A 24258-nucleotide genomic window follows, 5' to 3' on the forward strand; every position below is an offset into this window, starting at 1 on the left:
GCAGCGCGAGAGAAGGGGGAAGCGACGTAGTCGCTCAGGGGCTTGTTGCTGGTAGCGTGAAGGTAAACACCGTACCACGCGGTTCATGGGGCGCAAATCCGAGAAAACCGCCATGCTGCTCGATCACCGTGCGGCACATGCTCAGCCCCAGACCCATGCCCTCGGGGCGGGTGGTGAAAAACGGGGTGAAAAGCCTTTCGGCTACGTCCTGGGGAATGCCCGATCCCAGGTCGGTCACCGCAAACTCGATCCAGCCGCTGTGCTGGTTTGACGCCGCACGCCGCACCCGAATGTCCAGAATGCGCGTGGGTAGGGCGGGGTCGTCCATGGCCTGCATGGCATTGCGCGCCAGGTTGAGCAGCACCTGCTCGACCATGGTGCGGTCGCACAACACGGGGGGCAGGTGGGGCTCCAGCGAGGTGTTCACGCGCACCCCCAGCTTGCGTGCCTGCAGGCTCACCAGCGGCAGGATGGCATCGAGCAACTGCTGCGCGTACACCGCTTCGCGCGCCTGGTCGCGGCGGCGCACAAAGTCGTGGACGCTCTTGATCACCTTGCCTGCGCGCTCGGCTTGCCGCGCAATATGTTGCATGGCCATGCGCACATCCTGCAGCTGCTCGGCATGGGCAGCGGCGCCTGCGCCCTGCTCTGCCGGTGCGGGCGCCTCCAGCAGGTTGATGGAGCCGGTGGCATAGCTGGAAATGGCGGCCAGGGGCTGATTGAGTTCGTGGCTCAGCAGCGAGGCCATTTCGCCCACGGTGGCCAGGCGGGCGGTGGCCTGCAGCCGCTCTTGTGACGCCCGCGACAGCTCTTCCACCCGCCGCTGCTCGCTGATGTCGAGGAACGCGCTCATCCAGCCCGTGTGCAGGCCCTGGGCGTTGATGAGCGGGGCCTCGATGATCAGCACAGGGAAGCGGGTGCCGTCCTTGCGCATGAATTCGGACTCGAAACCCTCGCGCGGCGGCATGGTGCCCGCAAAGCGGATGGCCTGGCGCTGGCGATACTCCTCCACCCGCTCGGGGGGCCAGTAGGGCGCGGTCACGCTTTGGCCCAGCAGCTCCGGCGCGCTGAACCCCACCATGGCGCAGAAGGCCGGGTTGACATAGGTGATGCGGCCTTCCAGATCGCGGGCGCGCAGGCCTGTGACCAGCGAGTCCTCCATGGCCTTGCGAAACGCCAGCGCGTCGGCCAGATCGCGCTCGGCGCGCAGGCGCCTGCGGTTGTCGCGCACCAGCACCACCATCACGGTGACCAGCGCAATCGACATGGCGGTGACCAGCGCGGTCAGCACGTTGGGGAACAGGCTGGGCGCGCTATGCCAGGTGTCCATGCGCAGCACCAGGGTGCTGCCGGGCAGATCCAGCAGGTGCGTGGCCGTGAACATGCGCGAGCCGCGGCGCGCGGCGCCCAGCACGGCCAGCCGGGTGCCGTCGGCCTCGGTGAACGAGGCCTCCTGGCTGCGGGTGAGGTTGTGCGCCACCAGGTTGATCAGCACGTCCTGCAGCGAATACGTGACCACCAGGAAACCCGTGCTGCGCCCGCCCGAGGTGAGCGGCAGGCACAGCTCCATCATCTCCGAGCCCAGCCCGTCGCCGTGGGGCTGAAAGTAGCTGCTTGAATAGGCTGGGCTGCTCAGGCGGCGTGCGTTGGCACAGGCAATGGCGGCGTCGGACTGGTTACCCTCACGCAGCCGGGCGTCCCAGGCCACGGGGCGGTAGGGCGACTGTGCATGGGTGCGTACCCGCAGGTCGGCATCGCGCCACTCGATGCGCACGAGCTCCCGCCGGTTGCGCAGCAGCTCGGCTGCATCGACCTCCCAGGCCAGCTGGCCCGGGTCGCCCGCGTGCAGGGCCTGCAGGCTTTGCAGGTTGCGCGTAAGCGCCACGCGGATGTCGGACACCGCGTCGGCCGTGTCACGCTCCAGGCGCGACTGCACCTGACTGGCCTCGTAGCGCCCCGCAAGCCACACCATGGTGGCGAGCATGGAGATCACCAGGGCTACCAGCAGGGTCCACAGCGACCAGCGCCGCCATGCGCCGCGCCAGCGTCTGAAGAGTGTGCGCTGCTGCGGGATCTTCACAGGACGCGGTGCGACAAGGCGGGCAACTGAAGGCGAATGTCGCGCAGGCGCTGCGGGTCCACCACACCTGACACCACGCCCGCCAGTTGGTCCTGCTGGGCGAGCACGGTGCCCCAGGGGTCAACCAGCATGCTGTGGCCCCAGGTGTGCCGCCCGTTTTCGTGCACACCGCCCTGTGCGGGCGCCAGCACATACGCCAGGTTTTCCACGGCGCGGGCGCGCAGCAGCAGCTCCCAGTGCGCCTGGCCGGTGGTGTGGGTGAACGCGCTGGGCACGAGCAGCAGGTCTGCGCCTGCGCTGGCGTGGGCGCGGTACAGCTCGGGAAAGCGCAGGTCATAGCACACCGAGAGGCCCACGCGCCAGCAGTGGCCGTCGCGCGATGGCAGCTCGAACTGCACGGGGGTGTTGCCCGCTTCGATGACCCGGCCTTCGTGGAACTGCTCGCGCCCGTTGTCAAAGTAGAAAAGATGAATCTTGTCGTAGCGTGCCACGCAGTCGCCAGCGGGGTTGAACACCAGGGTGGTGTTGCGCACCCGGTCGGGTGTGGTGGCGACCAGCGGCAAGGTGCCCCCCACAATCCACATCTGCAGCTCGCGTGCCGCGCTGGCCAGAAAGTGCTGGATACGGCCCTCGCCCGGTGCTTCGCGCAGGGCGAGCTTGTCGGTGTCCTTGTGGCCCATCACGCAGAAGTATTCGGGCAGCACGGCCAGCTCGGCACCTGCGCTGGCGGCCTGCTCCAGCAGGGCGCGTGCAGCGCGCAGGTTGTCGTCGAGCCGGGTGCAGGACACCATCTGGATCGCAGCAACTTTCATCATGACGGTTCTCCGGTGCGGGGTGCGCTGGGGCGTGTGGGCGTGCCGGTTGCAGGGCCTGCCTCGCGGTTGCGGCGGGCCACGCGCACCACGCGGGGGTCCGTCCAGGTGCCATCGATGCGGAACTCCTGCGTGGCCGCCTCGATCAGCGGGCCGCGCAGAAATACCTGGGCCAGGAAGCTGCCCAGCCCAATGACCGGGTTGATGGCTGTGGCCACCAGGGACGCGGTCATGGCGTTGATCTCGGGCACCACCACCACGCGCAGGTCCTGGGTTTCCTGGTCGATGTTGGCGCTGCCCTCCATCAGCACGGCGGCGTTGACGCCCTTCATCTGCAGATTGTTCGTGGTGGCCACGCCCTGCTCGATGCGCACATCGCCCCGGACAAAGTCGAACGCAAAACCCTCGCTGAACACATCGCGGAAGTCGAGCGTCAGGCGGCGTGGCAGCGATTGCAGGCTCAGCACGCCCAGCAGCTTGGCCAGGCCTGGGTCGGCCTTGAGGAACTGGCCGGACTCCACGTTCAGGTTGATCTGCCCGGTCATGCTGCGGTAGTCAGGGCTGAACGGCGCGCCGATCCAGGCCACCTGCCCTTCCATGCGGCCCTTGCCACGCCGGACCACATTGGCCATGCCCATGCGGCCCAGCAGGTCGCCCGAGTCGCGGATGTCCAGCTTGAAGTTGAGCACCGTGCGCCGCTCCGGCGTGCGGGGCCCCACCCCTGCGGTGTTCAGCACCGCCCAGTTGCCGTTGGCTGTGAAGTTCGCCTCGGGCGCGAGGATATTGAATTTGGAGAGACGCCATTCGCGCTGCGTGCCATCTCCGCCCCGGTTCTGCGCTTCTATTTCCACACGCCCGAGGCGTTTGCCGCGCAGTTCAAAGTCATCCACCACGATGTCCAGCGCAGGCAGGGCGCCGGGCTGCTCGTCCAGCAGAGCCTCGACCTGGGTGACGTCGCTCTGGGGCATGTTCACGCGCGAGAGCCGCGCAAACAGGCGCCCGTTGGGGTGTTCGGCGCCGCCTGGCTGGCGGTATTCCAGATAGCCGTTGAGTTCCGTGGCGTCGAGGTTGGCACGCCAGGTGGTGCCATCCCGCAGCGCGCCGGCCACGATGTTGTGCAGGGTGCGACCCTGCAACGTGAGTTCGCGGGCGCGCAAGGCCAGTGTGGTGGGCAGGTAGTCCTGCGCCGTGCTGGGCGTTCCCGTTGAGCCTGGCGATCCGGGTGCGGTCGCGGGGCGCGCAGCGGGTTCGCTGCCGGTTGCCTGGGTCAGCACGTCTTCCCAGGCATCCACATCGAGCTTGCCCTGGCTGATGTTGGCCGCCACACCCTGCGCGGGCACCGGGGCGGATTCCCCGCCCGACAGGCCGATGCCGATGGCACCGCGCAGCACCCGGGCCTGGGGCCCGCCCAGATCCCGAACGTAGGTGGCCGAGCCTAGTGCGCCCAGGTCCAGCGTGATCTGATCGCGCAAAGGCGGGGCTTCGGTGCCATTTCCAGCCTGCGTAAGGCCCACCAGCGATTCGCGGGCCACCTGGGTTTCAAACCGCAGTGGCAGGCTGCTTTCGGCCGTCTTGCCCAGCGGGGCGGGCAGCGCCAGCGCCAGCCCCTGCAGGCTGGTGGTGACCTGCACCTCCGGCACGCCACGGCGAAACGCGAGCGCCATGGAATACGCGGTGCTGCCCGTGGCGCGGCGCGCCAGCTGCGAGAGCATGCCCAGTTGTGATGCCTGCTGCAGCCCTTCGGCCGTGGCGGTGCCCTGTGCGCGAAGCTGCACAGCCGATTCGGTGGCCGGGGCATTGGAGGGCAGAGCGCGCATGCCGCCCTCCAGCCGGACAGCGCCGCCCAGTGCCTGGGCCTGCACGGTATTGAGCGAAAAACCGCCTTCGGTGAACTGCACCACGCCCCGCACCCGGCTCAGCGTCGGGGTGTCGGGGGTAATGCGAAGTTCGTTGCCCGCCAGCGTGACGCTGCCCTGGACCTTGGATTTTTCGATGTCGCTGATCGGCAAGGTCAGGCGCAACTTGAAATCTGCGTTGCCGGCGCCGCTGGCCTGCTCCAGTGCATTGCCGGTCATCCGGCCCAAAGGCGACGTGTTCATGAGCGTGAGCAGCTCGGTCAGCGGCCCCCGGGCATCGGCACTGACACCCACCACGGTATGGGAGAGATCTGGAATCTTGGCGTCCACCTTCGACAGGCGCAGGCCCGGGCGTCCCGCAAAACTGCCACTGGCGCCGCGCACCTGCATGGAGGAGCGTTCAAAGATCAGCTCCCCCGCCAGCTCCGTCAATGCAGGCCACGGCAACGTATTGGCCGGTTGCAGCTGCGTGGGGACGTAGGCGTAGGTGACATCCTTCACGCGGGCTGCGATGCGAAATTCGCCTTGTTTGGGGTCGTCGAAAGGCAGGTGGTGCAGATCCCCCTTGACGCGGAACTGCACGTTGCTCGCGCTGCCCGCCACCACGGCGTCGCGCACATAGTGGCGCGACTCCTGGGGGATGGACAGCGGCAGGTAGCGGTGCACACGGGTCCCGTCCGCCCGGTTCAGGGTGCCTGTGAGGTCCAGCACCCCCGGAAAGCGAGAGCGGTGTGCCACTTTGCCCGCATCGCTGGTATGCCAAGTGGCCCGGGCCTCGCCCTGGGCGTCGGCATTGGCAAACTGCACATCGGTGGCCTGCACGGCGATGCGGTCGCCATCGAGTTGCCAGCGCACATCGGCGCTGAGCCGGTCCAGCGGCAGCACCGGGTCTTCGAACACGCCGGGCAGCACCAGCGCGCCGGAGGCAATGGTCAGCGCTGCCTTGCCGCCCGCCTGGGTCATGTCGATGTCCACCGTGGCACCCCGCAGGCCCAGGTGGGTGGACGCGCTGGCGGGGGTGTCGCCTGCCAGCGCCAATCCGCGAATGCGCCCGCGTACTTGATACTGCTGCAGGTTTTCGAGAGGGCCTTTCCAGGTGGCCTGGATCTCGTCCACGAGCCCGTGGGGTGAATAGGTGCGCACGGCCTCATGTGCCGTGGCGCCCAGGGGCAGGCGGCTGGCGACCTGCGCCAGGGCAGCCAGGTCCAGGCGGTCGGCGCGGAACTCGCCTTGCGCGGGTGCCTTGCCGGCCGCTGCCGTGTGCACCAGCCGGACGTTGCCTCCGGGCCAGGTGAGACCATCGTCCGTCTTGAATTGCAGCGCCTGGGTCGAGAATTCGAACCCCCCGTTCAGTCGGCGCCCACCCAGCCGCCCCTGAATGGACGGCAGCACCAGCGCCTGTAAGCCTGCACCCAGTGTGGCATTGACATCGGCCAGCGCCAGGTCGGCTGTGCCGCCCACAATCTGCCCGCGCTGCACATCGGCCCAGGCTCGCAGCGCGCCCCGGCCCTGGGCGATCTCCACGCCTACATCGGCATGGTGGCGCAGCCGCGAGACGTCCACCCGGGAAAAGTCGGCGAAGACCTGCCCGTTCCAGTGTTTCCAGTTGCCGTCGCGCGCGCGCAGCAAGGGGGCGCGGAACAGCCCCGTCACCGTGAAGCGGTCTCCCCAGGCTTCGGGCGGCGTGGCATCCAGCCGCATGTGGTGGTGCCAGTTGCCGTTGCGCAAGAGCAGGTCCACCTTCTCCAGCGCAAGCTCCGGGGCGCCGCGCTGCTCATCGGTCCAGCGCACCGTGCCACCCCGGATGAACACCTCGCCCTGTGAAAACAGCCAGTCGGCGGCGGCGTTGTCCTCGCCCTGCTGCTGGGAGAAATCCAGACCCGCCACCTGGATGCGGCCGTCCGCAGTGCGGCGCACATCCAGCTCGGGCTCTTCGATGTACAGCTGCTCGAACCCGCCCTTGAGCAGGGAGCGCGGCGACAGCGCCACCACCACCCGTGGAAGGCGCAGGGCAGAGCGGCCGGCAGCGTCCAGCAGGGTGACATCCGAGAGTTCAATGGAAGGGATCAGGCCTTCGGTGTGCGCCGCGATGGCGCCGATCTGGACAGGAACCCCCAGCGCCCGTGCGGCATGCGCCTCCAGCTGTGGGCGGAAGTCACCGATTCGCGGCACAATCCAGCCATGAAGGGCCCCCCACGCGATGGTCAGCAGCAGCCAGAAGGCCAGCAGCAAGCCCAGTGACCACCGCGCGAGACCTGCCACAATTTTCAGCAGGCGGGTGGGGTGCGTGGTGGGATCGATCATGGTGGGATTGAATGTGGCAGGAATTATGACCCGCAGGCTTAGCGCGGGTTCACTACAAACCAGTGTTCTTATGTACGCAGCATTGCGCTGCGGCTGCCATGTCGATCCCGTATCCTGAATCCCCCTGCAATCCCTCCGCGACCTTTGTTCACGGGGCCGCGCACTCGCGTTTCTATCAGCGCCTGCATCGCCGCTACGAGGCTGACCTGCTGCTCCTGCCGCCCGGTGTTCCCCGGTGGCCCAGCATGGAGCAGGCCTACGACGCGCTGCGCGCACGCGGTTGTGACACGGGCACCGCGCTCCGGGTGCTGCGCCAGCTGGTCATGGAGCGGCTGATCCAGATGGATTGCGAGGCGCAGGCTCCGCTGGCGGACATTACCAGCGCGGTCACCGAGCTGGCCGAACTGGCGCTGGACAGGGCCTGCCAGCATGCCCGCCAGGAGCTGGACGAGCGCCACGGCGCGCCGCGCGGGCCGGACGGCCAGCCCGTGCAGCTGTGGATCATCGGCATGGGCAAGCTCGGTGCCCGCGAACTGAATGTCTCCAGCGACATCGACCTGATCTACGTGTACGAGCACGATGGCGAAACGGCGGGCACGGCTGATGGCCGGGGGCGCATCTCGAACCACGAATACTTTGCACGTGCGGTCAAGGCCATCTACAGCCTGGTGGGCGACACCACCGAACACGGATTTGTGTTCCGCGTGGACCTGGCGCTGCGCCCCAATGGCAACTCTGGTCCGCCTTCGGTCTCGTTGTCGGCGCTGGAGGAATACCTGCAGCTGCATGGGCGCGAGTGGGAGCGTTTTGCCTGGCTCAAGAGCCGGGTGGTGGCACCGCGTGATTGCATTGCCAGCCCTGAGGTTCAGGCGCTGCGCGGTGTGGTGCTGCCCTTTGTGTTCCGCCGCTACCTGGACTACAGCGTGTTCGATGCGCTGCGGGTGCTGCACCGCCAGATCCGGGACCATGCCGCCAAGCGCAGCGCGGGCCACCCGGAGCGCGCCAACGACGTCAAGCTCTCGCGCGGCGGCATTCGTGAGATCGAGTTCACGGTTCAGCTGCTGCAGGTGGTGCGGGGCGGCCAGTTCCCCGAGTTGCGCCGCCGCCCCACGCTTGATGCGCTCACACGCCTGTCCCAGGCGGGTCTGATGCCGCAGGAAACGGCTGATGCGCTCGCGCGGGCCTACGTCTTCTTGCGCCGTGTGGAGCACCGCATCCAGTACCTGGATGACCAGCAGACCCATGTGCTGCCCACGCGCGATGACGATCTTGCGTGGATCGCGCACACCCTGGGGTATCCCGATTGCTGCGCCTTCCTGCACGAGCTGGACGCACACCGTGAACTGGTGGCCCAGGAATTCGACACCCTGCTGGGCGGGGCGGGCAAGAAGCAGTGCAATGGCGGAGGCTGTGGCGGCCCCCGCGCTGCGGCAGCAGCCCCCCCCGAATTCGACACGCTGCTGGAGCAGTTGCCGCCCGGATTTCGCGAGCGCGTTGCCGAATGGCGCAACCACCCGCGCGTGGCGGGGCTGCGCGACGAAGCCCGTGCCCGCCTGTTCCGGCTGGTGCAACGCACCGCACAGTGGCTCAAGGAAGGCCGCGTCACCGAAGAGGCCGCCCTGCGCCTTGCCAACTGGCTGGAGCCGCTGCTGCGCCGCGAGAGCTATCTGGCGCTGCTGCTGGAGCGCCCCTCTGTGCACGAGCAATTGCTGCACTTGCTGGGCGCGGCCAAGTGGCCCGCCCGCTACCTGCTGCAGCACCCCGGTGTCATCGATGAACTGGTGGGGGATTCGCTGCTCGCCGAACGTTTTGTGGTGGCCGACTTCGAGCGCGAACTGGCCGTGCGGCTCGCGTCGCTGCAGTCCACGGGCGAGGACGATGACGAAACCTTGCTCAACCTGCTGCGCCGTGCCCAGCACGCGGAAACCTTCCGCACCCTCGCGCGCGACGTGGAGCGGCGCATCACCGTCGAGCAGGTGGCGGATGACCTGTCCGCCCTGGCTGACAGCGTGCTGCGCATCACGGCCCAGTGGTGCTGGAGCCGGCTCAAGACGCGCCACCGCGAGAGCCCGCAATTCGCCATCATTGGCTACGGCAAGCTGGGCGGCAAGGAACTGGGCTACGGCAGCGATCTGGACATCGTCTTTGTGTTCGATGACGACGACGAACGCGCCCCCGAGGTCTACGCGGCCTTTGTGCGCAAGCTCATCAACTGGCTCACCGTGAAGACGGGTGAAGGCGATCTGTACGAGATCGACACTGCGTTGCGGCCCAATGGCAGCTCAGGTCTGCTGGTCACGAGCTTCGAGGCCTACGCCAACTACCAGCAGCGCCGGGGCAGCAACACCGCGTGGACCTGGGAGCACCAGGCCATGACACGCGCGCGTTTTGTGATGGGCAGCGAGGCCTTGCAGGCGCGCTTCGATGCCGTGCGGGAGGCCGTTATCACCTCCGAACGCGACCCTGCCGCCCTGCGTGAGGAAATCGTGGCCATGCGCGAGCGTGTGCGCGCAGCGCACCCCACGCGCGACGGGCAGTTTGATGTGAAACACAGTTCGGGTGGCATGGTGGATGCGGAGTTTGCCGTGCAGTACCTGGTGCTCTCGCAGTCTGCAAACCACCCGGAGCTGGTGGGCAATGTGGGCAACATCGCGCTACTCCAGCGCGCCGAGCAGGTGGGGCTGTTGCCCCCTGGCGTGGGTGTGGCGGCTGCGGATGCGTACCGCGAACTGCGGCGCGTGCAACACGTGGCGCGCCTGGACGAGGCGCCCACCCAGGTTGCCCCCCCCGCACTACAGGCCGAGCGCGATGCGGTGCTGGCCCTGTGGAGGTCCGTGTTCGGTTGAGTCGCACCAAGATGTGACGTTTTGTTGCATTTTTGCGGGCTGAATTTTCCGCGTGGCATCGCTAATTCAAACGGTTGTTTGAATTCTGGTGTGTAATCCGGTGCCATGAGTTTTGGCGCCCATTTCATTCCCGCAGCCCAGCGCACCGCCCGCAGCGACGGAGAAGACACGCGCGTGCGCCTGCTGCGCGCCGCGCTGCAGCTGTTTTCCGAGCGGGGCTTTGCGCAAACCTCGGTGCGTGCGATTGCCGAAGCCGCTGGCACCAACGTGGCAGCGATCGCCTACCATTTTGGCGACAAGGCGCGCCTCTACACAGCCACGTTCTACGAGCCCTTCGGCAGCGGCAGCGACCTCATCCCGGTGTTTGCCGACCCTGCGCTGACCTTGCAGCAGGCGCTGGCCGCCTACTTCGGTGGCTTTCTGGAGCCGCTCAAGCACGATGACCTTGTGACCCAGTCGCTGCGCTTGCATGTGCGCGAGTTGCTGGACCCCACCCACGTGTGGCCCGAGCTCATCGAGCGCGAGTGCCGGGCCCCCCATCTGGCGCTGGTCCAGGTGCTGTGCCGCCACATGGGCGTGGCCGCAGCGGACGACGACATGCACCGCCTCGCCTTCTCGCTGGCCGGGCTGGTTATGCAGATGTGGACCCAGCGCGACCCGCTGCAGGCTATTGCACCGCAGCTGGCGGGGTCTGGGGCTGTGGACGAATGGGTGGACCGGCTGACCGGTTACGCCCTGAGCATGGTGCAGGGCGAGATCGCCAGGCGGCAGGCCGTACAACAGCCCGCGCGCCGCAGTACTTCACGGAATTCGCACAAGGAATCCAACGCATGACTTTGAGCAAGACCCGATTCTTCTGGGCCACCTGCCTGCCCCTGGCCCTGGGCGCCTGTGCCATCACAGCGCCTCCCGCCCAAGTGCCCACCACTCCACCTGTGGCGTGGCAGGCGCCCTTGCCGCACCAGGGCTCTTTGGGGGATCTGACCCGATGGTGGACGCAGCTGGGCGACCCGCTGCTCGTGGAGTTGATCGACGCGGCCCAGGCCGTCAGCCCCGGTGTGGCGCAGGCCCAATCCCGCATTGCGCAGGCCCGGGCCACGCAGGTGGCCAGCCGCGCCGCGCTGCTGCCGTCGCTCGATGCGCAGGCCAGCGCCAGCCGGGGTTTCAACGAACAGCTTGCAGGCATCGCGACCACGGCGCAGGCCGGGCTGCAGGCGAGCTGGGAGATTGACCTCTTTGGTGCGAACCGCGCTACCAAGACCGCTGCCGATGAGCGGCTGGCGGGCGCACAGGCGCTGTGGCACGAGGCGCGCGTGAGCGTGGCCGCCGAGGTGGCGCAGCAGACGAGCAGCCTGCGCACCTGCCTGGAGCAGCTGCGCGTGGCCGAGCGCGATGCGCAGTCGCGTGGCGAAACCTCGCGCCTGTCAGGTCTTAGCGAACGCGCCGGCTTCACGGCGCCCGCCACGGCTGCCCTGGCCCGTGCCAGCGCCGCCGAAGCGCAGGCGCGTGCATCGCAGCAGCGCATGCAGTGCGACGTGGAGGTCAAGACCCTGGTGGCACTGACCGGGTGGGAGGAGCCGGCGCTGCGTTCGCGCCTGTCCACGCCTGCCGCCACAGCCCCCGACACCCTGTTCGCCGTCGCCACGCTACCCGCCCAGGTGCTGGCCCAGCGCCCTGATGTGTACAACGCCGAGCGCGAAGTCGCCGCTGCCAGTGCCGAAGTGGGCAGCGCCCAGGCCCAGCGTTACCCGCGCCTGTCTCTCAGCGGCTCGGTGGGCACGGCGTGGGTGCGCAGCGGTGGCGTGACCACCGACCTGAACACCTGGACCATCGGCCCGCTGGCGCTCAGCGTGCCGCTGTTCGATGGTGGCCGGCGCGGCGCGCAGGTGGACGCGGCGCAGGCGCGCTATGACGAAGCCGCCGCGCTCTACCGCGCCAAGGTGCGCCAGGCCGTGAGCGAGGTCGAACAGGCGCTGGTGCGGCTGCAGAGCACGGCCGAGCGCAGCACCAGCGCGCGAACGGCGGCTGCGGGCTATCGCACATCTTTCGATGCCACCGAAGCGCGCTGGCGCGGCGGCCTGGCGAGTCTGGTGGAGCTGGAAGACGCGCGGCGCACGTCCTTGGCGGCCGAGAACGCGCTGATCGCGCTGCAGCATGAACGCCAGGCCGCCTGGGTTGCGCTGTACCGCGCCGCTGGCGGTGGATGGGACGGGCAGACCACCACCACGGCAGCCTCCCCTTCTGCTGCGGCTACCGCCGCACGCTGAATGAAAAAACCGGGGGGGTGGGCTGATCGCTCACCCCTTCTCCTGACACCGACTGGATGAACGGATACACACAATGCAAACGCAAGGTTTCAAGATTTCTCCCACGGCCTTCGCCGTCATCGCTGCCTGCGCGCTGGCCACCGGTGGCGCCCTGGTGTTCTCCAGCGCATCGCGCGCCGCCGATGAGCCCAAGGCCAGCCAGCCCCGCCCCGCGCTCACCGTGAGCACGGCCCAACCCCAGCGCACCTCGGTGCCGCTGCGCCTGGCGGCCAATGGCAACATCGCCGCCTGGCAGGAGGCCAGCATTGGCGCCGAAAGTAACGGCCTGCGCCTGACCGACGTGCGTGTGAACGTGGGCGACGTGGTCAAGGCCGGCCAGGTGCTGGCAACTTTCTCTGCCGAAACCGTACAGGCCGATGTGGCCCAGGTCCGCGCCAGCCTGCTCGAAGCCCAGGCCAATGCGGCCGAAGCCGCTGCCAATGCCGACCGGGCCCGCTCGCTGCAGGCCACGGGCGCCTTGAGCCAGCAGCAGATCCAGCAGTACACCACGGCCGAGAAGACCGCGCAGGCTCGCGTGGAGGCGGCCAAGGCCACGCTGAACGCACAGCAGTTGCGTCTCAAGTACACCCAGGTGGTGGCGCCCGACAGCGGCGTGATCTCGGCCCGCACGGCCACCGTGGGCGCGGTGGTGGGCGCGGGCACCGAGCTGTTCCGCATGGTGCGCAAGGGGCGCCTCGAATGGCGCGCCGAAGTCACGTCCACCGAGCTGCGCCGCATTGCGCCCGGTGCCAAGGTCAGCGTGACGGCGGCCAGCGGCGCGACGGCGGAGGGTACGGTGCGCATGATTGCGCCGACGGTGGACCCGCAGACGCGCAATGCGCTGGTGTACGTTGATCTACCCCTGAACACAGACTTCCGTGCGGGCATGTTCGCGCGCGGCGAGTTCGCGCTGGGCGCCAGCGATGCACTCACCGTGCCACAAGAGGCGCTGGTGGTGCGCGACGGCTTCTCGTACGTGTTTGTGGTGGGTGCCGAGCAGCGTGTGCAAATGCGCAAGGTGCAGACGGGCCGCCGCGTGGCTGACCGGGTCGAGGTGCTCTCGGGTCTGGACGCGAATGCCTCGGTAGCGGTGCGTGGCGCTGGCTTCCTGAACGACGGTGACCTGGTGCGGGTGGTGAGCACGCCGCCCGCCAGCAGCACCTCGCAAGCTCCGGATTTCAAGCAAAAAATGGCTCTAGCGCTTACCAATAAAGCGCAAACAGCTATCAATTGAGGAGCATTCGACATGAATGTATCCACCTGGTCGATCAAGAACCCCATACCGGCGCTGATGCTGTTTGTGCTGCTGACCTTCGGCGGCCTGCTGTCGTTCAACGCCATGAAGGTGCAGAACTTTCCGGACATTGACCTGCCCACGATCTCCGTGACCGTGGCGCTGCCCGGCGCCTCGCCCGCGCAGCTCGAAAACGATGTGGCGCGCAAGATTGAAAACAGCATCGCCACGCTGCAAGACCTGAAACACATCTACACCAAGGTGCAGGACGGTGGCGCCACCATCACGGCCGAGTTCCGCCTGGAAAAGCCCACGCAGGAAGCGCTGGACGACGTGCGCTCTGCCGTGGCCCGCGTGCGCGGTGACCTGCCTGGCGACGTGCGCGACCCCATCGTGACCAAGATGGACCTGGCCGCGCAGCCGGTGCTCGCGTTCACCATCGCCTCCACCCGCGTGGACGACGAGGCGCTGTCCTGGTTTGTGGACGATGCCGTGGCCAAGAAGCTGCTCACGGTGCGGGGTGTGGGCGCGGTCAATCGCGTGGGCGGTGTGCAGCGTGAGGTGCATGTGTTGCTGGACCCGGTCAAGCTGCAGGCGTTGAACGCCACGGCGGCCGATGTCTCGCGCCAGCTGCGGCTGGTGCAGACCGAAAGTGCCGGTGGCCGCACCGACCTGGGCGGCAGCGAACAGCCTGTACGCACCCTGGCCACGGTGCAGTCGGCGCAGGAGCTCGCAGGGCTCACGCTGGCACTGTCAGACGGCCGCCATGTGCGGCTCGATCAGGTGGCCACGGTGACAGACACGATTGCCGAGCCGCGCGCACTGGCCCTGCTCAACGGCAAGCCCGTGGTGGGCTTCGAGGTTGCGCGCAGCAAGGGCGCGAGCGAGGTGGAAGTCGGCTCTGCGGTGCAGGCGGCCCTCAAGGAAATTCGCGCTCAGCACCCCGATCTGGAGATCACCGAAGCTTTCAACTTTGTGCAGCCTGTGCAGGAGGAGTACGACGGCTCCATGCACCTGCTGTATGAAGGCGCGTTGCTGGCCGTGCTGGTGGTGTGGCTCTTTTTGCGCGACTGGCGCGCCACGTTCGTGTCGGCTGTGGCGCTGCCGCTGTCGGTGATCCCGGCGTTCATCGGCATGCACTGGCTGGGCTTCTCGATCAACGTGATCACGCTGCTGGCGCTGTCGCTGGTGGTGGGCATTTTGGTGGATGACGCCATCGTGGAAGTGGAGAACATCGTGCGCCACCTGCGCATGGGCAAGACGCCCTACCAGGCGGCCATGGAGGCGGCCGACGAAATTGGCCTGGCCGTGGTGGCCACCACGTTCACACTGATTGCGGTGTTTTTGCCCACCGCGTTCATGAGCGGCATTGCGGGCAAGTTCTTCAAGCAGTTCGGCTGGACGGCGTCGCTGGCGGTCTTTGCCAGCCTGGTGGTGGCGCGGGTGCTGACACCCATGATGGCGGCCTACATCCTCAAACCCATCCTGGATACGCACAAGGACCCGCGCTGGATGACGGTGTACCTGCGCTGGGCGGCCTGGTGCATCAAACACCGCTGGATGACCTTCATTGCCACGGCAGCGTTTTTCATCGGTTCTCTGGCGCTGATCCCGCTGCTGCCCACGGGCTTCATCCCGGCCGATGACAACTCGCAGACCCAGGTCTACCTGGAGCTGCCACCTGGCGCCACGCTGGCCCAGACCCGCGCCGTGGCCGAGGATGCGCGCCAGCGCATCGCCAAGGTGAACCATGTGCAAAGCGTGTACACCACCATCGGTGGGGGCTCGGCCGGTGGCGATCCGTTCATGGGCAGCGCCAATGCCGAAACGCGCAAGGCCACGCTCACCATCTTGCTGGCCGAGCGCGGCGACCGGCCGCGCAAGCAGGGCATCGAGAACCAGATCCGTGCAGCGCTGGAGACGCTGCCGGGCGTGCGCAGCAAGGTGGGCCTGGGGGGCTCTGGCGAGAAGTACGTGCTGGTGCTCTCGGGCGACGACCCGCAGGCGCTGACCTCGGCCGCGCTGGCGGTCGAGAAGGACCTGCGCACCATCCCGGGCCTGGGCAGCATCTCGTCCACGGCCAGCCTGGTGCGCTCCGAGATCGCGGTGCGCCCGGACTTTGCGCGCGCCGCCGACCTGGGAGTGACCAGCAGCGCGATTGCCGAAACGCTGCGCATTGCGACCGTGGGCGACTACGACGTGTCGCTGCCCAAGCTCAACCTGGCCTCGCGCCAGGTGCCGATCGTGGTCAAGCTGCAGGACGACGCGCGCAAAGACCTGTCGCTGCTGGAGCGCCTGTCGGTGCCGGGCAGCAAAGGCCCAGTGATGCTGGGCCAGGTGGCCACGCTCGAGTTCAGCGGCGGACCGGCCGTGGTGGACCGGTATGACCGCGCGCGCAATGTCAACTTTGAGATCGAGCTGTCAGGCCAGCCGCTGGGCGACGTGACGAAGGCGGTCGAAGCGCTGCCCTCCATCCAGAACCTGCCGCCGGGCGTGCGCCAGATCACCATTGGCGATGCCGAGATGATGGGCGAGCTGTTCGCGAGCTTCGGCCTGGCCATGCTGACCGGGGTGTTGTGCATCTACATCGTGCTGGTGCTGCTGTTCAAGGACTTCCTCCACCCGGTCACCATCCTGGCAGCGCTGCCGCTGTCGCTAGGCGGGGCGTTCGTGGGCCTGCTGATCGCGCAAAAGAGCTTCTCGATGCCCTCGCTCATCGGGCTGATCATGCTCATGGGCATTGCCACCAAGAACTCCATCCTGCTGGTGGAATACGCCATCCTGGCGCGGCGCGAGCATGGCATGACGCGCTTTGAGGCACTGATCGACGCTTGCCACAAGCGCGCACGGCCCATCATCATGACCACGCTGGCCATGGGCGCGGGGATGATGCCGATTGCGCTGGGCATTGGTGCGGCGGATGCCAGCTTCCGCTCGCCCATGGCGGTGGCGGTGATTGGCGGGCTGATCACGTCCACGCTGCTGAGCCTGCTGGTCATCCCCGCCGTGTTCACGGGGGTGGATGATCTGGGGCAGTGGTTTGGTCGCATGCTGCGGCGCTTGCGGGGTGCCCACCCCGTGCCCGCCCCCGAGGCGCCCGCTACACCCCCAGCGGGATGATGGAGACCGGTGGTTGCTTGAAAAAGCAGGCAATCCCCGGGGTTGCCCCGGCTTAGCCGGGCGTGTGGCCGTTAGATAATGTAACGACCACCATGAACCTCGTCAGCCTGAACATCGAATCCATCCAGCTGGGCCACCCTCTGCCGTTTGTGCTGCGGGGTGCTGATGGCGTGTTGCTGGCGCAAAAAGGCTATGTCATCCGTACTCGGGAAGAGCTGGCCAAGATGGTGGGCCGGGGGCGGCAGCTGTGTGTGGATACCGATGAGTCCGGTGACAGCCACCGGGCCTACCTCGCGCAATTGCAGCGCATGCTGATCGCCGACACCAACCTGGGCGAAATTGCCGCGATGAAGATGACGGCGGCCGACGACGCAGGAGGGCGGGGCCGCACTGGCAAGACGCTGCCTGACTGGCCCGAACTGCAGTTGCGTGCCACACAGTTGCTGCGTGCACCTTCGCCCGCTGATTTTGGCGGGCGCTTCCAGACGCTGCACGACGAGCTGGCCCGCCACTGCGAGCAGACGCCCGACGCGACGCTGCTGGGCCTGATTTACCTGTCTGCGCAGGAAACGCGCATGTACAGCGCCACGCATTCGATGCTGGTGTGCTGTGTGTGTATGGTGGTGGCGCGCGAGATGCTGCGCTGGCCCGCCTCCCGCGTGCAGCAGCTGGGCCACGCGGCGCTCTCTATGAACATAGCCATGTCCGAGCTGCAGGACCAGCTGGCCCAGCAGACTCATCCGCTCACCGCCCAGCAGATTGCGGCGGTCGAGAGTCATGCGGAGCGTTCCGAGGCGCTGCTGCGCACGCTTGGCGTGGCCGACCCGGTGTGGCTGGAGGCGGTGCGCTGCCACCACCACCGCACCCCCGGCCCGCTGGCCAAGAAGACGGAACCCCAGCAAATGGCCCGCCTGCTGCAGCGTGCCGACATTTTTGGCGCCCGCATGGCACCTCGCGCGGCCCGGTTGCCCATGCCCGTCACGGCGGCCATGCAGGCCAGCTACTACGACGAAGAGCACCAGGTGGACGAGGCTGGTGCCGCGCTCGTCAAGACCCTGGGTGTATACCCGCCCGGGGCCTTCGTGCGGCTGGCCAGCCAGGAGGTGGGCGTGGTCGTTCGCCGGGGCACCACGGCCACCACGCCCAAGGTGGCGGTGGTGACCAACCGTGACGGCATGCCCACGGGCGAGCCCATTCCGCGTGACACCGGCATGCCCCCCTGGAAGGTCACGGGCGTGGTGGCTTTCAAGGACGTGAGAGTCAAGCTCTCGCTGGACCGCCTGCTCAACCTGGTCTGACCCCGCGCCGGGCTGCGGGCGCATCCCCCCACCTGCAGTGGGTGGGCTGGCACAGGCCCACGCCACCCAACGGCGCCCAGCGCCACTGGCGGGCAGCTTGTGCCCGGAACTCCCCCTCTCTTGCCACCACGACGGCAAACCTTCAGCCGTGCGACGCCTGTCGCCCCGTTCCCGTGCGCGCCCGCAATACCCCTTTCTTTTGCAGGACTTTGAATCCGAGCGGTTCGCATTTCCGTAAACCAATCAGTCCAAATAAAAACTCATGTGGACAAAAAATGATGGAATGGTTAAATTGCCCACACCCACTGCGATCCCAAGTCCTATGAACACCTCTAACAGACGCTTTCTTTCGGCCGCCAGCCTTCTGCTGCTGGTCGCGGTGGCGGTCGGCTATGCCCCCCCGGTCCGCGCGGCGGGTTCCGAAAACTGCCCGGCCACGCTGCAGCACACGTTTGCGAGGTTGCAGGACGAAAAGCCTCAGTCGCTGTGCCAGTACAGCGGCAAAGTGGTGCTGGTGGTGAACACGGCCAGCTTCTGTGGCTTTACGGGCCAATACAAGGGCTTGGAGGAGCTGTACGCCCGCTACAAAGACAAGGGCCTGGTGGTGCTGGGCTTTCCGTCCAACGACTTTGCCCAGGAAAAAGGCAGCAACAAGGAGATTGCTGACTTCTGCGAAAACACCTTTGGCGTGAAATTTCCGATGTTTGCCAAGAGCAGCGTGAAGGGCTCCGAGGCTTCGCCGCTGTTCCAGCAACTGGCGCAGCTGTCGGGCACAGCGCCGCGCTGGAACTTCCACAAATACCTGCTGGGCCGCGACGGCAAGCTGGTGGACAGCTACTCCAGCCTGACCGCCCCAGACAACAAAGGCCTGGTGCGGGCCATCGAACAACAGCTGAACCAGCCTGTGCCCCGGTGACCGCCATGACTTCTTTACATTTCTTGAAAAAAAATACAGTGAGCCTCTGGAACTTCGCCAGCGTGACCCCACTCTATCCATTGCGCAAGACGATTGCGCAGCGTACAGTTTTAACGTTGCGAAGCCTTTCGGGCCCCCGGGTTCCGACTGACCTCCTGGAGCGCTTCTCCTCCCTCCCTCTCTTATTCGTTTCGGGACGCTTCGCAACCTTTTTATTCCGTGCACCGGCCAGAGGGAGCCGGTCATGAAAATCGCCATCATCGGCTCCGGCATCTCGGGCCTCTCGGTCGCGCACCAGCTGCGCGGCCAGGCGGACATCACACTGTTTGAGGCAGGCGACTACTTCGGCGGGCACACCCACACGGTCGATGTCACGCTACCCGATGCCTCGGGCACCCCCGTCACCCACGGTGTGGACACCGGCTTTCTGGTGTTCAACGAGCGCACCTACCCCCACCTGATCCGCCTGCTGGCCGAGCTGGGCGTGGAGACCGCCAAGTCGGACATGTCGTTCTCGGTGCAGGTGCCGGGCGCCCTGAGCGGCCCTGGTGGTGGCCGCGCGCTGGAATGGAGCGGCACCAACCTCAGCACCGTGTTTGCCCAGCGCTCCAACCTGGTCAACCCGCGCTTTCTGGGCATGCTGCGCGACCTGCTGCGCTTCAACAAGCTTTGCACGCGCATTGCCGAAAAGCAGGCCGAGGCCGCGCTGATGCAGCCCCTGGGAGACTTCTTGCGCGAGCACCGCTTTGGCGACGCGTTCCGCGACTGGTACTTCTTGCCCATGCTGGGTTGCATCTGGAGCTGTCCCACCGACCAGATGCTGAAATTCCCCGTGGCCACCATGATCCGGTTCTGCCACAACCACGGCCTCATCCAGGTGAGCAATCGCCCGCAGTGGTGGACGGTGTCTGGCGGTGCTCGCCACTACGTGGACAAGATCGTGGCGGGCATCGCCGACAAGCGCCTGAACACCCCCGTGCGCCGCATCGAGCGTGACGCCGCCGGTGTGCGCGTGGTGACGGCTGGCCACACCGAACACTTTGACAAGGTGGTGCTGGCTACCCATTCCGACCAGTCCCTGGCGCTGCTGGCCCAGCCCACGCCGCACGAGCGCGCGGTGCTGGGTTCCATTCGCTACCAGGCCAACCGCGCCGTGCTGCACACCGATACGTCCGTGCTGCCCGAGCGCCGCGCCGCCTGGGCCGCGTGGAACTACGAACGTGCCCCGCAGCGCAGCCGCGAGTCGGCCCGCGTGTGCCTGCACTACCTCATCAACCAGTTGCAGCCCGTGCCCTTTGCGCAGCCTGTGGTGGTGTCGCTGAACCCGGTGCGCGACATAGCGCCCGAACACGTGATCGGCAGCTACGAATACGCGCACCCGGTGTTCGACATGGCCGCCATCCGCGCGCAGCAGCAGGTGGGCAAGCTGCAAGGGCAGCAGCACACCTGGTTCTGCGGCGCCTGGACGGGCTACGGCTTCCACGAAGACGGCCTCAAGTCCGGCCTGGCCGTGGCCGAGCAACTGCTGGCGGCCCTGCCAGCGCCTTTGGCGGAGGCTGCGTGAGCCACGCCGCAGCCCCACCCGCAGCGCCCCTCATCGGCTTCGGCCAGGTGCGCCACACGCGGCTGCGGCCCCGGCGGCATGCGTTTGCCTACCCCACGTTTTTTCTGATGCTGCCCATGCGCAGCCTGCCCGGCCTGGGCAGCGCGCTGGCGGTGAACCGGCGTGGCGCCATCAGCTTCCATGACGTGGACCACGGCGACGGCCGCAGTGCCGCCCAGGGTGGTGCGCTGGCCTGGCTCGATGAGCTGCTGCGCACCGAAGGCATCACCGACGCCACGGGCGAGGTCTGGCTGCACTGCTATCCGCGCGTGCTGGGCTACACCTTCAAGCCCGTGAGCTTCTGGTACTGCCACCGTGCCGACGGCCACCTGCGCGCCATCGTGGTCGAGGTGAACAACACCTTTGGCGAGCGTCACTGCTACCTGCTGGATGCGCCGCAGTACGGCGTGGAGCAGCAGGCGCGCAAGGTGTTCCACGTCTCGCCGTTCTGTGCGGTGAACGGGGGCTACCGCTTTCGCTTCATGCGCACCGAGGCGGGGGCACAGGACGCAGGCCGCACCGTGGTGCGCATCGACCACGACGACGACACCGGCCCACTCATCCAGACCAGCGTGAGCGGCACCTTGCAGGCCATCACCCCGCAGACCCTGCGCCAGGCGCTTTGGGGCTACCCCGCCATGACGTTGGCCATCATTGCCCGCATTCACTGGCACGCGCTGCAGCTGTGGCTCAAGCGCGTGCGTTTCCACCGCAAGCCCGAGGCGCCTGCATCCATCGTGACCCGCTGAATTCCATGACGAACGAGAACGCCGCCATGAACTCCACCACCGCCCCCCGCACCGCCCTGGCCCTGCCCGCTGGCACCCCGGCTGCCGCCCGCACGGCGCTTAAGCTGCTGCAGCGCCTGCAGCATGGCCACCTCACGGTGCAGCTGCCCGACGGCACGCTGCAGCACTTCGGCCACGGTGATGGCCCCTCGGCGGCCATCACGCTCAAGAACTGGAACGTGTGCAGTGCCGCACTCCGGTCGGGCGACATCGGCTTTGCCGAGAGCTACATCGCGGGCGACTGGACCACGCCGCACCTGACCGACCTGCTCAAGCTCTTCATCGCCAACCGCCAGCAGGTGGAAGGCGTGATCTACGGCACCTGGGCCGGGCGTCTGCTATATCGCATAAAGCACCTGCTCAACCGCAACACCCGCGCCAACAGCCAGAAGAACATCCATGCCCACTACGACCTGGGCAACGCGTTCTACGAACTCTGGCTGGACGACACGATGAACTATTCGTCCGCCTGGTTCGAGGGCGATGCAGGCGGCGACATGCGCAAAGCCCAGCACGCCAAGGTGCGCCGCGCGCTGCGCATGGCGGGGGTGCAGCCAAATTCTCGAGTGCTGGAAATTGGCTGTGGCTGGGGTGCGCTGGCCGAGATGGCGACCGTGGAATTCGGCGCCCACCTGACGGGAGTGACACTCTCCACCGAGCAGCTCGCATTCGCGCAAAAGCGCATGGCACAGCAGGGGGTGGCCGAGCACGCCGACCTGCGCCTGCAGGACTACCGTGACATCCAGGACGGCCCGTACGACGCCATCTGCTCCATCGAGATGGTCGAGGCCGTGGGCCGCGAATACTGGCCCACCTATTTCCAGTCGGTGAACCGCCTGCTCAAGCCCGGTGGCAAGGCCTGCATCCAGAGCATCGTGATCGACGACAGCCTGTTCGAGCGCTACATCAGTTCCACGGATTTCATCCAGCAGTACATCTTCCCCGGAGGCTGCCTGCCCTGCCCGCGCGAGTTCCGCCGTGAGGCCGAGGCGGCAGGCCTGCGCGTGGTGGACGAGTTCGCGTTTGGCCAGGACTACGCCGAAACCCTCAAGCGCTGGCGCGAGCGCTTTCTGGCGCAGCGCACGCAAATCCTGCAGCTGGGGTTTGACCAGCGCTTCCTGCACATCTGGGAGTTCTACCTGGCGTACTGCGAAGCGGCATTTGCGATGAGCAACATCGACCTGGTGCAGTACACGCTGGTGAAGGATTGAATGCTATGAAAAACATAGCTATTACCGCTTTATGGATAAGCGCTGGAGCATTTTTTTATTCAAATTCCGCTATCGCGCAGGCCGTGCCAATGGCCCAGGCGGCAGAGTCGGCCACCGCCACGCCCCTGTCAGGCGTGCGCCTGGCGGGCCAGGGCGTGCTCCGGTTTCTGGGCTTCGAGATCTACCGCGCCCGCCTGTGGGTGCAGCCCGGCTTTGACGCCGACAACTACGGCGCCCAGCCGTTGGCGCTGGAGCTGACCTACCACCGCGACTTCACGGCCGAGGCCATCGCCAAACGCTCACTGGAAGAGATGCGCCGCGTGGGCAGCTTCACGCCCCAACAGGCCACGCGCTGGCAGCAGGCGCTGCAGGCCGCGTTGCCGGATGTGAAGTCGGGCGACCGCCTGCTGGGCATTCACCAGCCGGGCGTGGGTGCGGTGTTCAAGATGGCGGGGCGTGTCGTCGGTGAGGTGCCGGACGCCGAGTTCTCGCGCCTGTTCTTTGGCATCTGGCTGTCTCCGCAGACTTCCGAACCCGGGCTGCGCCAGGAATTGCTGGCCGCCACCCGCACTGCAGGCCAACCATGACCTCCACGCAGCCCATCCGCGCCAGCGCAGGCCTGGCCTATGGGCTGCTGGGCTTGCCGCTGGCGTTTGTGGCGCTGCCGCTGTATGTGCTGCTGCCCAACCACTATGCGCGCGAATTTGGCATGCCGCTGGCCACGCTGGGCTCGGTGCTGCTGGCGGCGCGGTTGTTTGATGCGTTCACCGACCCGCTGCTGGGCCGCCTGTCTGACTACCTCTTCGGCCGTTCGGTGCGCGCCGTGCTGGCGGTGGGCGCGGTGTCGGCGGTGGTGCTGGCACTGGGGCTGAGCAGCCTGTTCTTTCCGCTGGTGCGCGGGGCCGATGCGCTCATTGCCTGGGCACTGGTGGCATTGCTCATCACTTACACCGCCTACAGCCAACTCAGCATTGCACACCAGTCCTGGGGCGCGCGCCTGGGCGGCGACGAGCTGCAGCGTGGCCGCATCGTGGCCTGGCGCGAGGGTGCTGCACTGGTCGGCGTGGTGCTGGCATCGGTGCTGCCCGCGCTGCTGGGCCTGCCGGTGATGCTCAGTGTGTTTGCCATCACCCTGCTGCTAGGCTGGTGGGCCTGGACCAGAGCCCCGCGCCCCGCAGCGCATGCGGGTGTCGCCGTGGCCGGTGTGTACCGCCCCCCGCAGCGCGCCAGCCTGTGGCGGCCCTGGGGCCGCCCTGCTTTCCGCCGCCTGCTGGCGGTGTTCATGCTCAACGGCATTGCCAGCGCCATACCGGCCACGCTGGTGCTGTTTTTTATTCAGGACCGGCTGCAGGCCCCGCCCGCGCAGGAGCCCATGTTCCTCGCGGCCTATTTCGTGTGCGCTGCGCTGTCCATCCCGCTGTGGCTGCGTGCCGTGGCGCGCTGGGGCCTGGCGCGCACGTGGTTGGCGGGCATGCTGCTGGCGATTGCCGTGTTTGTGTGGACTGCGTTTCTGGGCGCGGGTGATGTGGTGCCGTTCCTCGTCGTCTGTGCGCTGTCCGGCGTGGCCCTGGGCACCGATCTGGCCCTGCCCAGCGCCTTGCTGGCTGGCGTGATTGCCGCCGAGGGCGACAGCGGCCAGCACGAGGGCGCGTACTTTGGCTGGTGGAACTTTGCCACCAAGCTCAACCTGGCACTGGCGGCAGGCCTGGCGCTGCCCCTGCTGGGATGGCTGGGCTACAGCCCCGGAACGCGCAGCGATGACGGTTTGCAGACCCTCGGCCTGGCCTATGCGGTGCTGCCCTGCGTGCTCAAGTTCACCGCTGCGGCCGCGCTCTATCTCCTCATTCTGCGGCGCCCGCATGGCGCGGCGATTGTTTGAATTCG

General features: G+C 67.2%; 15 protein-coding genes. 12 read left to right on the forward strand and 3 right to left on the reverse strand.

Going from position 1 to position 24258, the window contains the following annotated elements; genetic code table 11:
• Nucleotides 1-34 precede the first annotated feature (34 nt).
• The 3 genes from AC2YJX_RS10885 to AC2YJX_RS10895 are packed head-to-tail and all read right to left on the reverse strand — an operon-like array spanning nt 35 to nt 7052.
• The gene (locus AC2YJX_RS10885) at nt 35-2080 is read right to left on the reverse strand and encodes a two-component system sensor histidine kinase NtrB (protein ID WP_487256040.1); all 2046 of its coding nucleotides are present in this window, start codon (nt 2078-2080) and stop codon (nt 35-37) included.
• Nucleotides 2077-2892, reverse strand: a complete 816-nt coding sequence (locus tag AC2YJX_RS10890; protein WP_121508917.1) for a carbon-nitrogen hydrolase family protein — start codon at nt 2890-2892, stop codon at nt 2077-2079. The genes AC2YJX_RS10885 and AC2YJX_RS10890 overlap by 4 nt, the downstream gene beginning before the upstream one ends.
• Nucleotides 2892-7052 (reverse strand): YhdP family protein, encoded by a 4161-nt coding sequence (locus AC2YJX_RS10895; RefSeq protein ID WP_487256041.1) that lies wholly within the window; start codon nt 7050-7052, stop codon nt 2892-2894. Before AC2YJX_RS10895 ends, AC2YJX_RS10890 begins: the two co-directional genes overlap by 1 nt.
• Before the next feature lie 98 nt (nt 7053-7150).
• Here AC2YJX_RS10895 and glnE point away from each other — a divergent pair, with 98 nt between their 5' ends.
• The 12 genes from glnE (at nt 7151) to AC2YJX_RS10955 (ending at nt 24253) form a co-directional block, all read left to right on the forward strand.
• Nucleotides 7151-9898 carry a bifunctional [glutamate--ammonia ligase]-adenylyl-L-tyrosine phosphorylase/[glutamate--ammonia-ligase] adenylyltransferase gene (gene glnE, locus AC2YJX_RS10900; RefSeq protein WP_487256042.1) on the forward strand — a complete coding sequence of 916 codons (2748 nt, stop codon included), beginning with the start codon at nt 7151-7153 and terminating at the stop codon, nt 9896-9898.
• Nucleotides 9899-10003: 105 nt separating this feature from the next.
• Nucleotides 10004-10732, forward strand: coding sequence for a TetR/AcrR family transcriptional regulator (locus tag AC2YJX_RS10905; protein ID WP_176887534.1), 729 nt, complete (start codon nt 10004-10006; stop codon nt 10730-10732).
• Complete coding sequence (locus AC2YJX_RS10910) at nt 10729-12165, forward strand: efflux transporter outer membrane subunit (protein ID WP_121508171.1); 1437 nt, start codon at nt 10729-10731, stop codon at nt 12163-12165. Before AC2YJX_RS10905 ends, AC2YJX_RS10910 begins: the two co-directional genes overlap by 4 nt.
• A gap of 73 nt (nt 12166-12238) precedes the next feature.
• On the forward strand, nt 12239-13438 hold the full coding sequence (locus AC2YJX_RS10915; protein ID WP_487256043.1) for an efflux RND transporter periplasmic adaptor subunit: 1200 nt from the start codon (nt 12239-12241) through the stop codon (nt 13436-13438).
• Nucleotides 13439-13450: 12 nt separating this feature from the next.
• Nucleotides 13451-16558, forward strand: a complete 3108-nt coding sequence (locus AC2YJX_RS10920) for an efflux RND transporter permease subunit (protein WP_487256044.1) — start codon at nt 13451-13453, stop codon at nt 16556-16558.
• A gap of 92 nt (nt 16559-16650) precedes the next feature.
• The gene (locus AC2YJX_RS10925) at nt 16651-17856 is read left to right on the forward strand and encodes an HD-GYP domain-containing protein (RefSeq protein WP_176887530.1); all 1206 of its coding nucleotides are present in this window, start codon (nt 16651-16653) and stop codon (nt 17854-17856) included.
• A gap of 322 nt (nt 17857-18178) precedes the next feature.
• Entirely contained in the window at nt 18179-18772 is a 594-nt protein-coding gene (locus tag AC2YJX_RS10930; RefSeq protein ID WP_487256045.1) for a glutathione peroxidase, read from the forward strand.
• Nucleotides 18773-19016: 244 nt separating this feature from the next.
• Nucleotides 19017-20336: an NAD(P)/FAD-dependent oxidoreductase gene (locus AC2YJX_RS10935; protein ID WP_487256046.1), complete on the forward strand. Its 1320-nt coding sequence runs from the start codon at nt 19017-19019 to the stop codon at nt 20334-20336.
• A complete protein-coding gene (locus AC2YJX_RS10940) occupies nt 20333-21124 on the forward strand; it encodes a DUF1365 domain-containing protein (protein WP_487256047.1) in 792 nt (263 codons plus the stop codon). Before AC2YJX_RS10935 ends, AC2YJX_RS10940 begins: the two co-directional genes overlap by 4 nt.
• Before the next feature lie 26 nt (nt 21125-21150).
• Complete coding sequence (locus tag AC2YJX_RS10945; protein ID WP_436129633.1) at nt 21151-22374, forward strand: SAM-dependent methyltransferase; 1224 nt, start codon at nt 21151-21153, stop codon at nt 22372-22374.
• 89 nt (nt 22375-22463) lie between these two features.
• Nucleotides 22464-22961, forward strand: a complete 498-nt coding sequence (locus tag AC2YJX_RS10950) for a chalcone isomerase family protein (protein WP_121421602.1) — start codon at nt 22464-22466, stop codon at nt 22959-22961.
• Complete coding sequence (locus AC2YJX_RS10955) at nt 22958-24253, forward strand: MFS transporter (protein WP_487256048.1); 1296 nt, start codon at nt 22958-22960, stop codon at nt 24251-24253. Before AC2YJX_RS10950 ends, AC2YJX_RS10955 begins: the two co-directional genes overlap by 4 nt.
• Nucleotides 24254-24258 lie beyond the last annotated feature (5 nt).

It is taken from the genome of Acidovorax sp. SRI_002 (genome assembly GCF_057586455.1).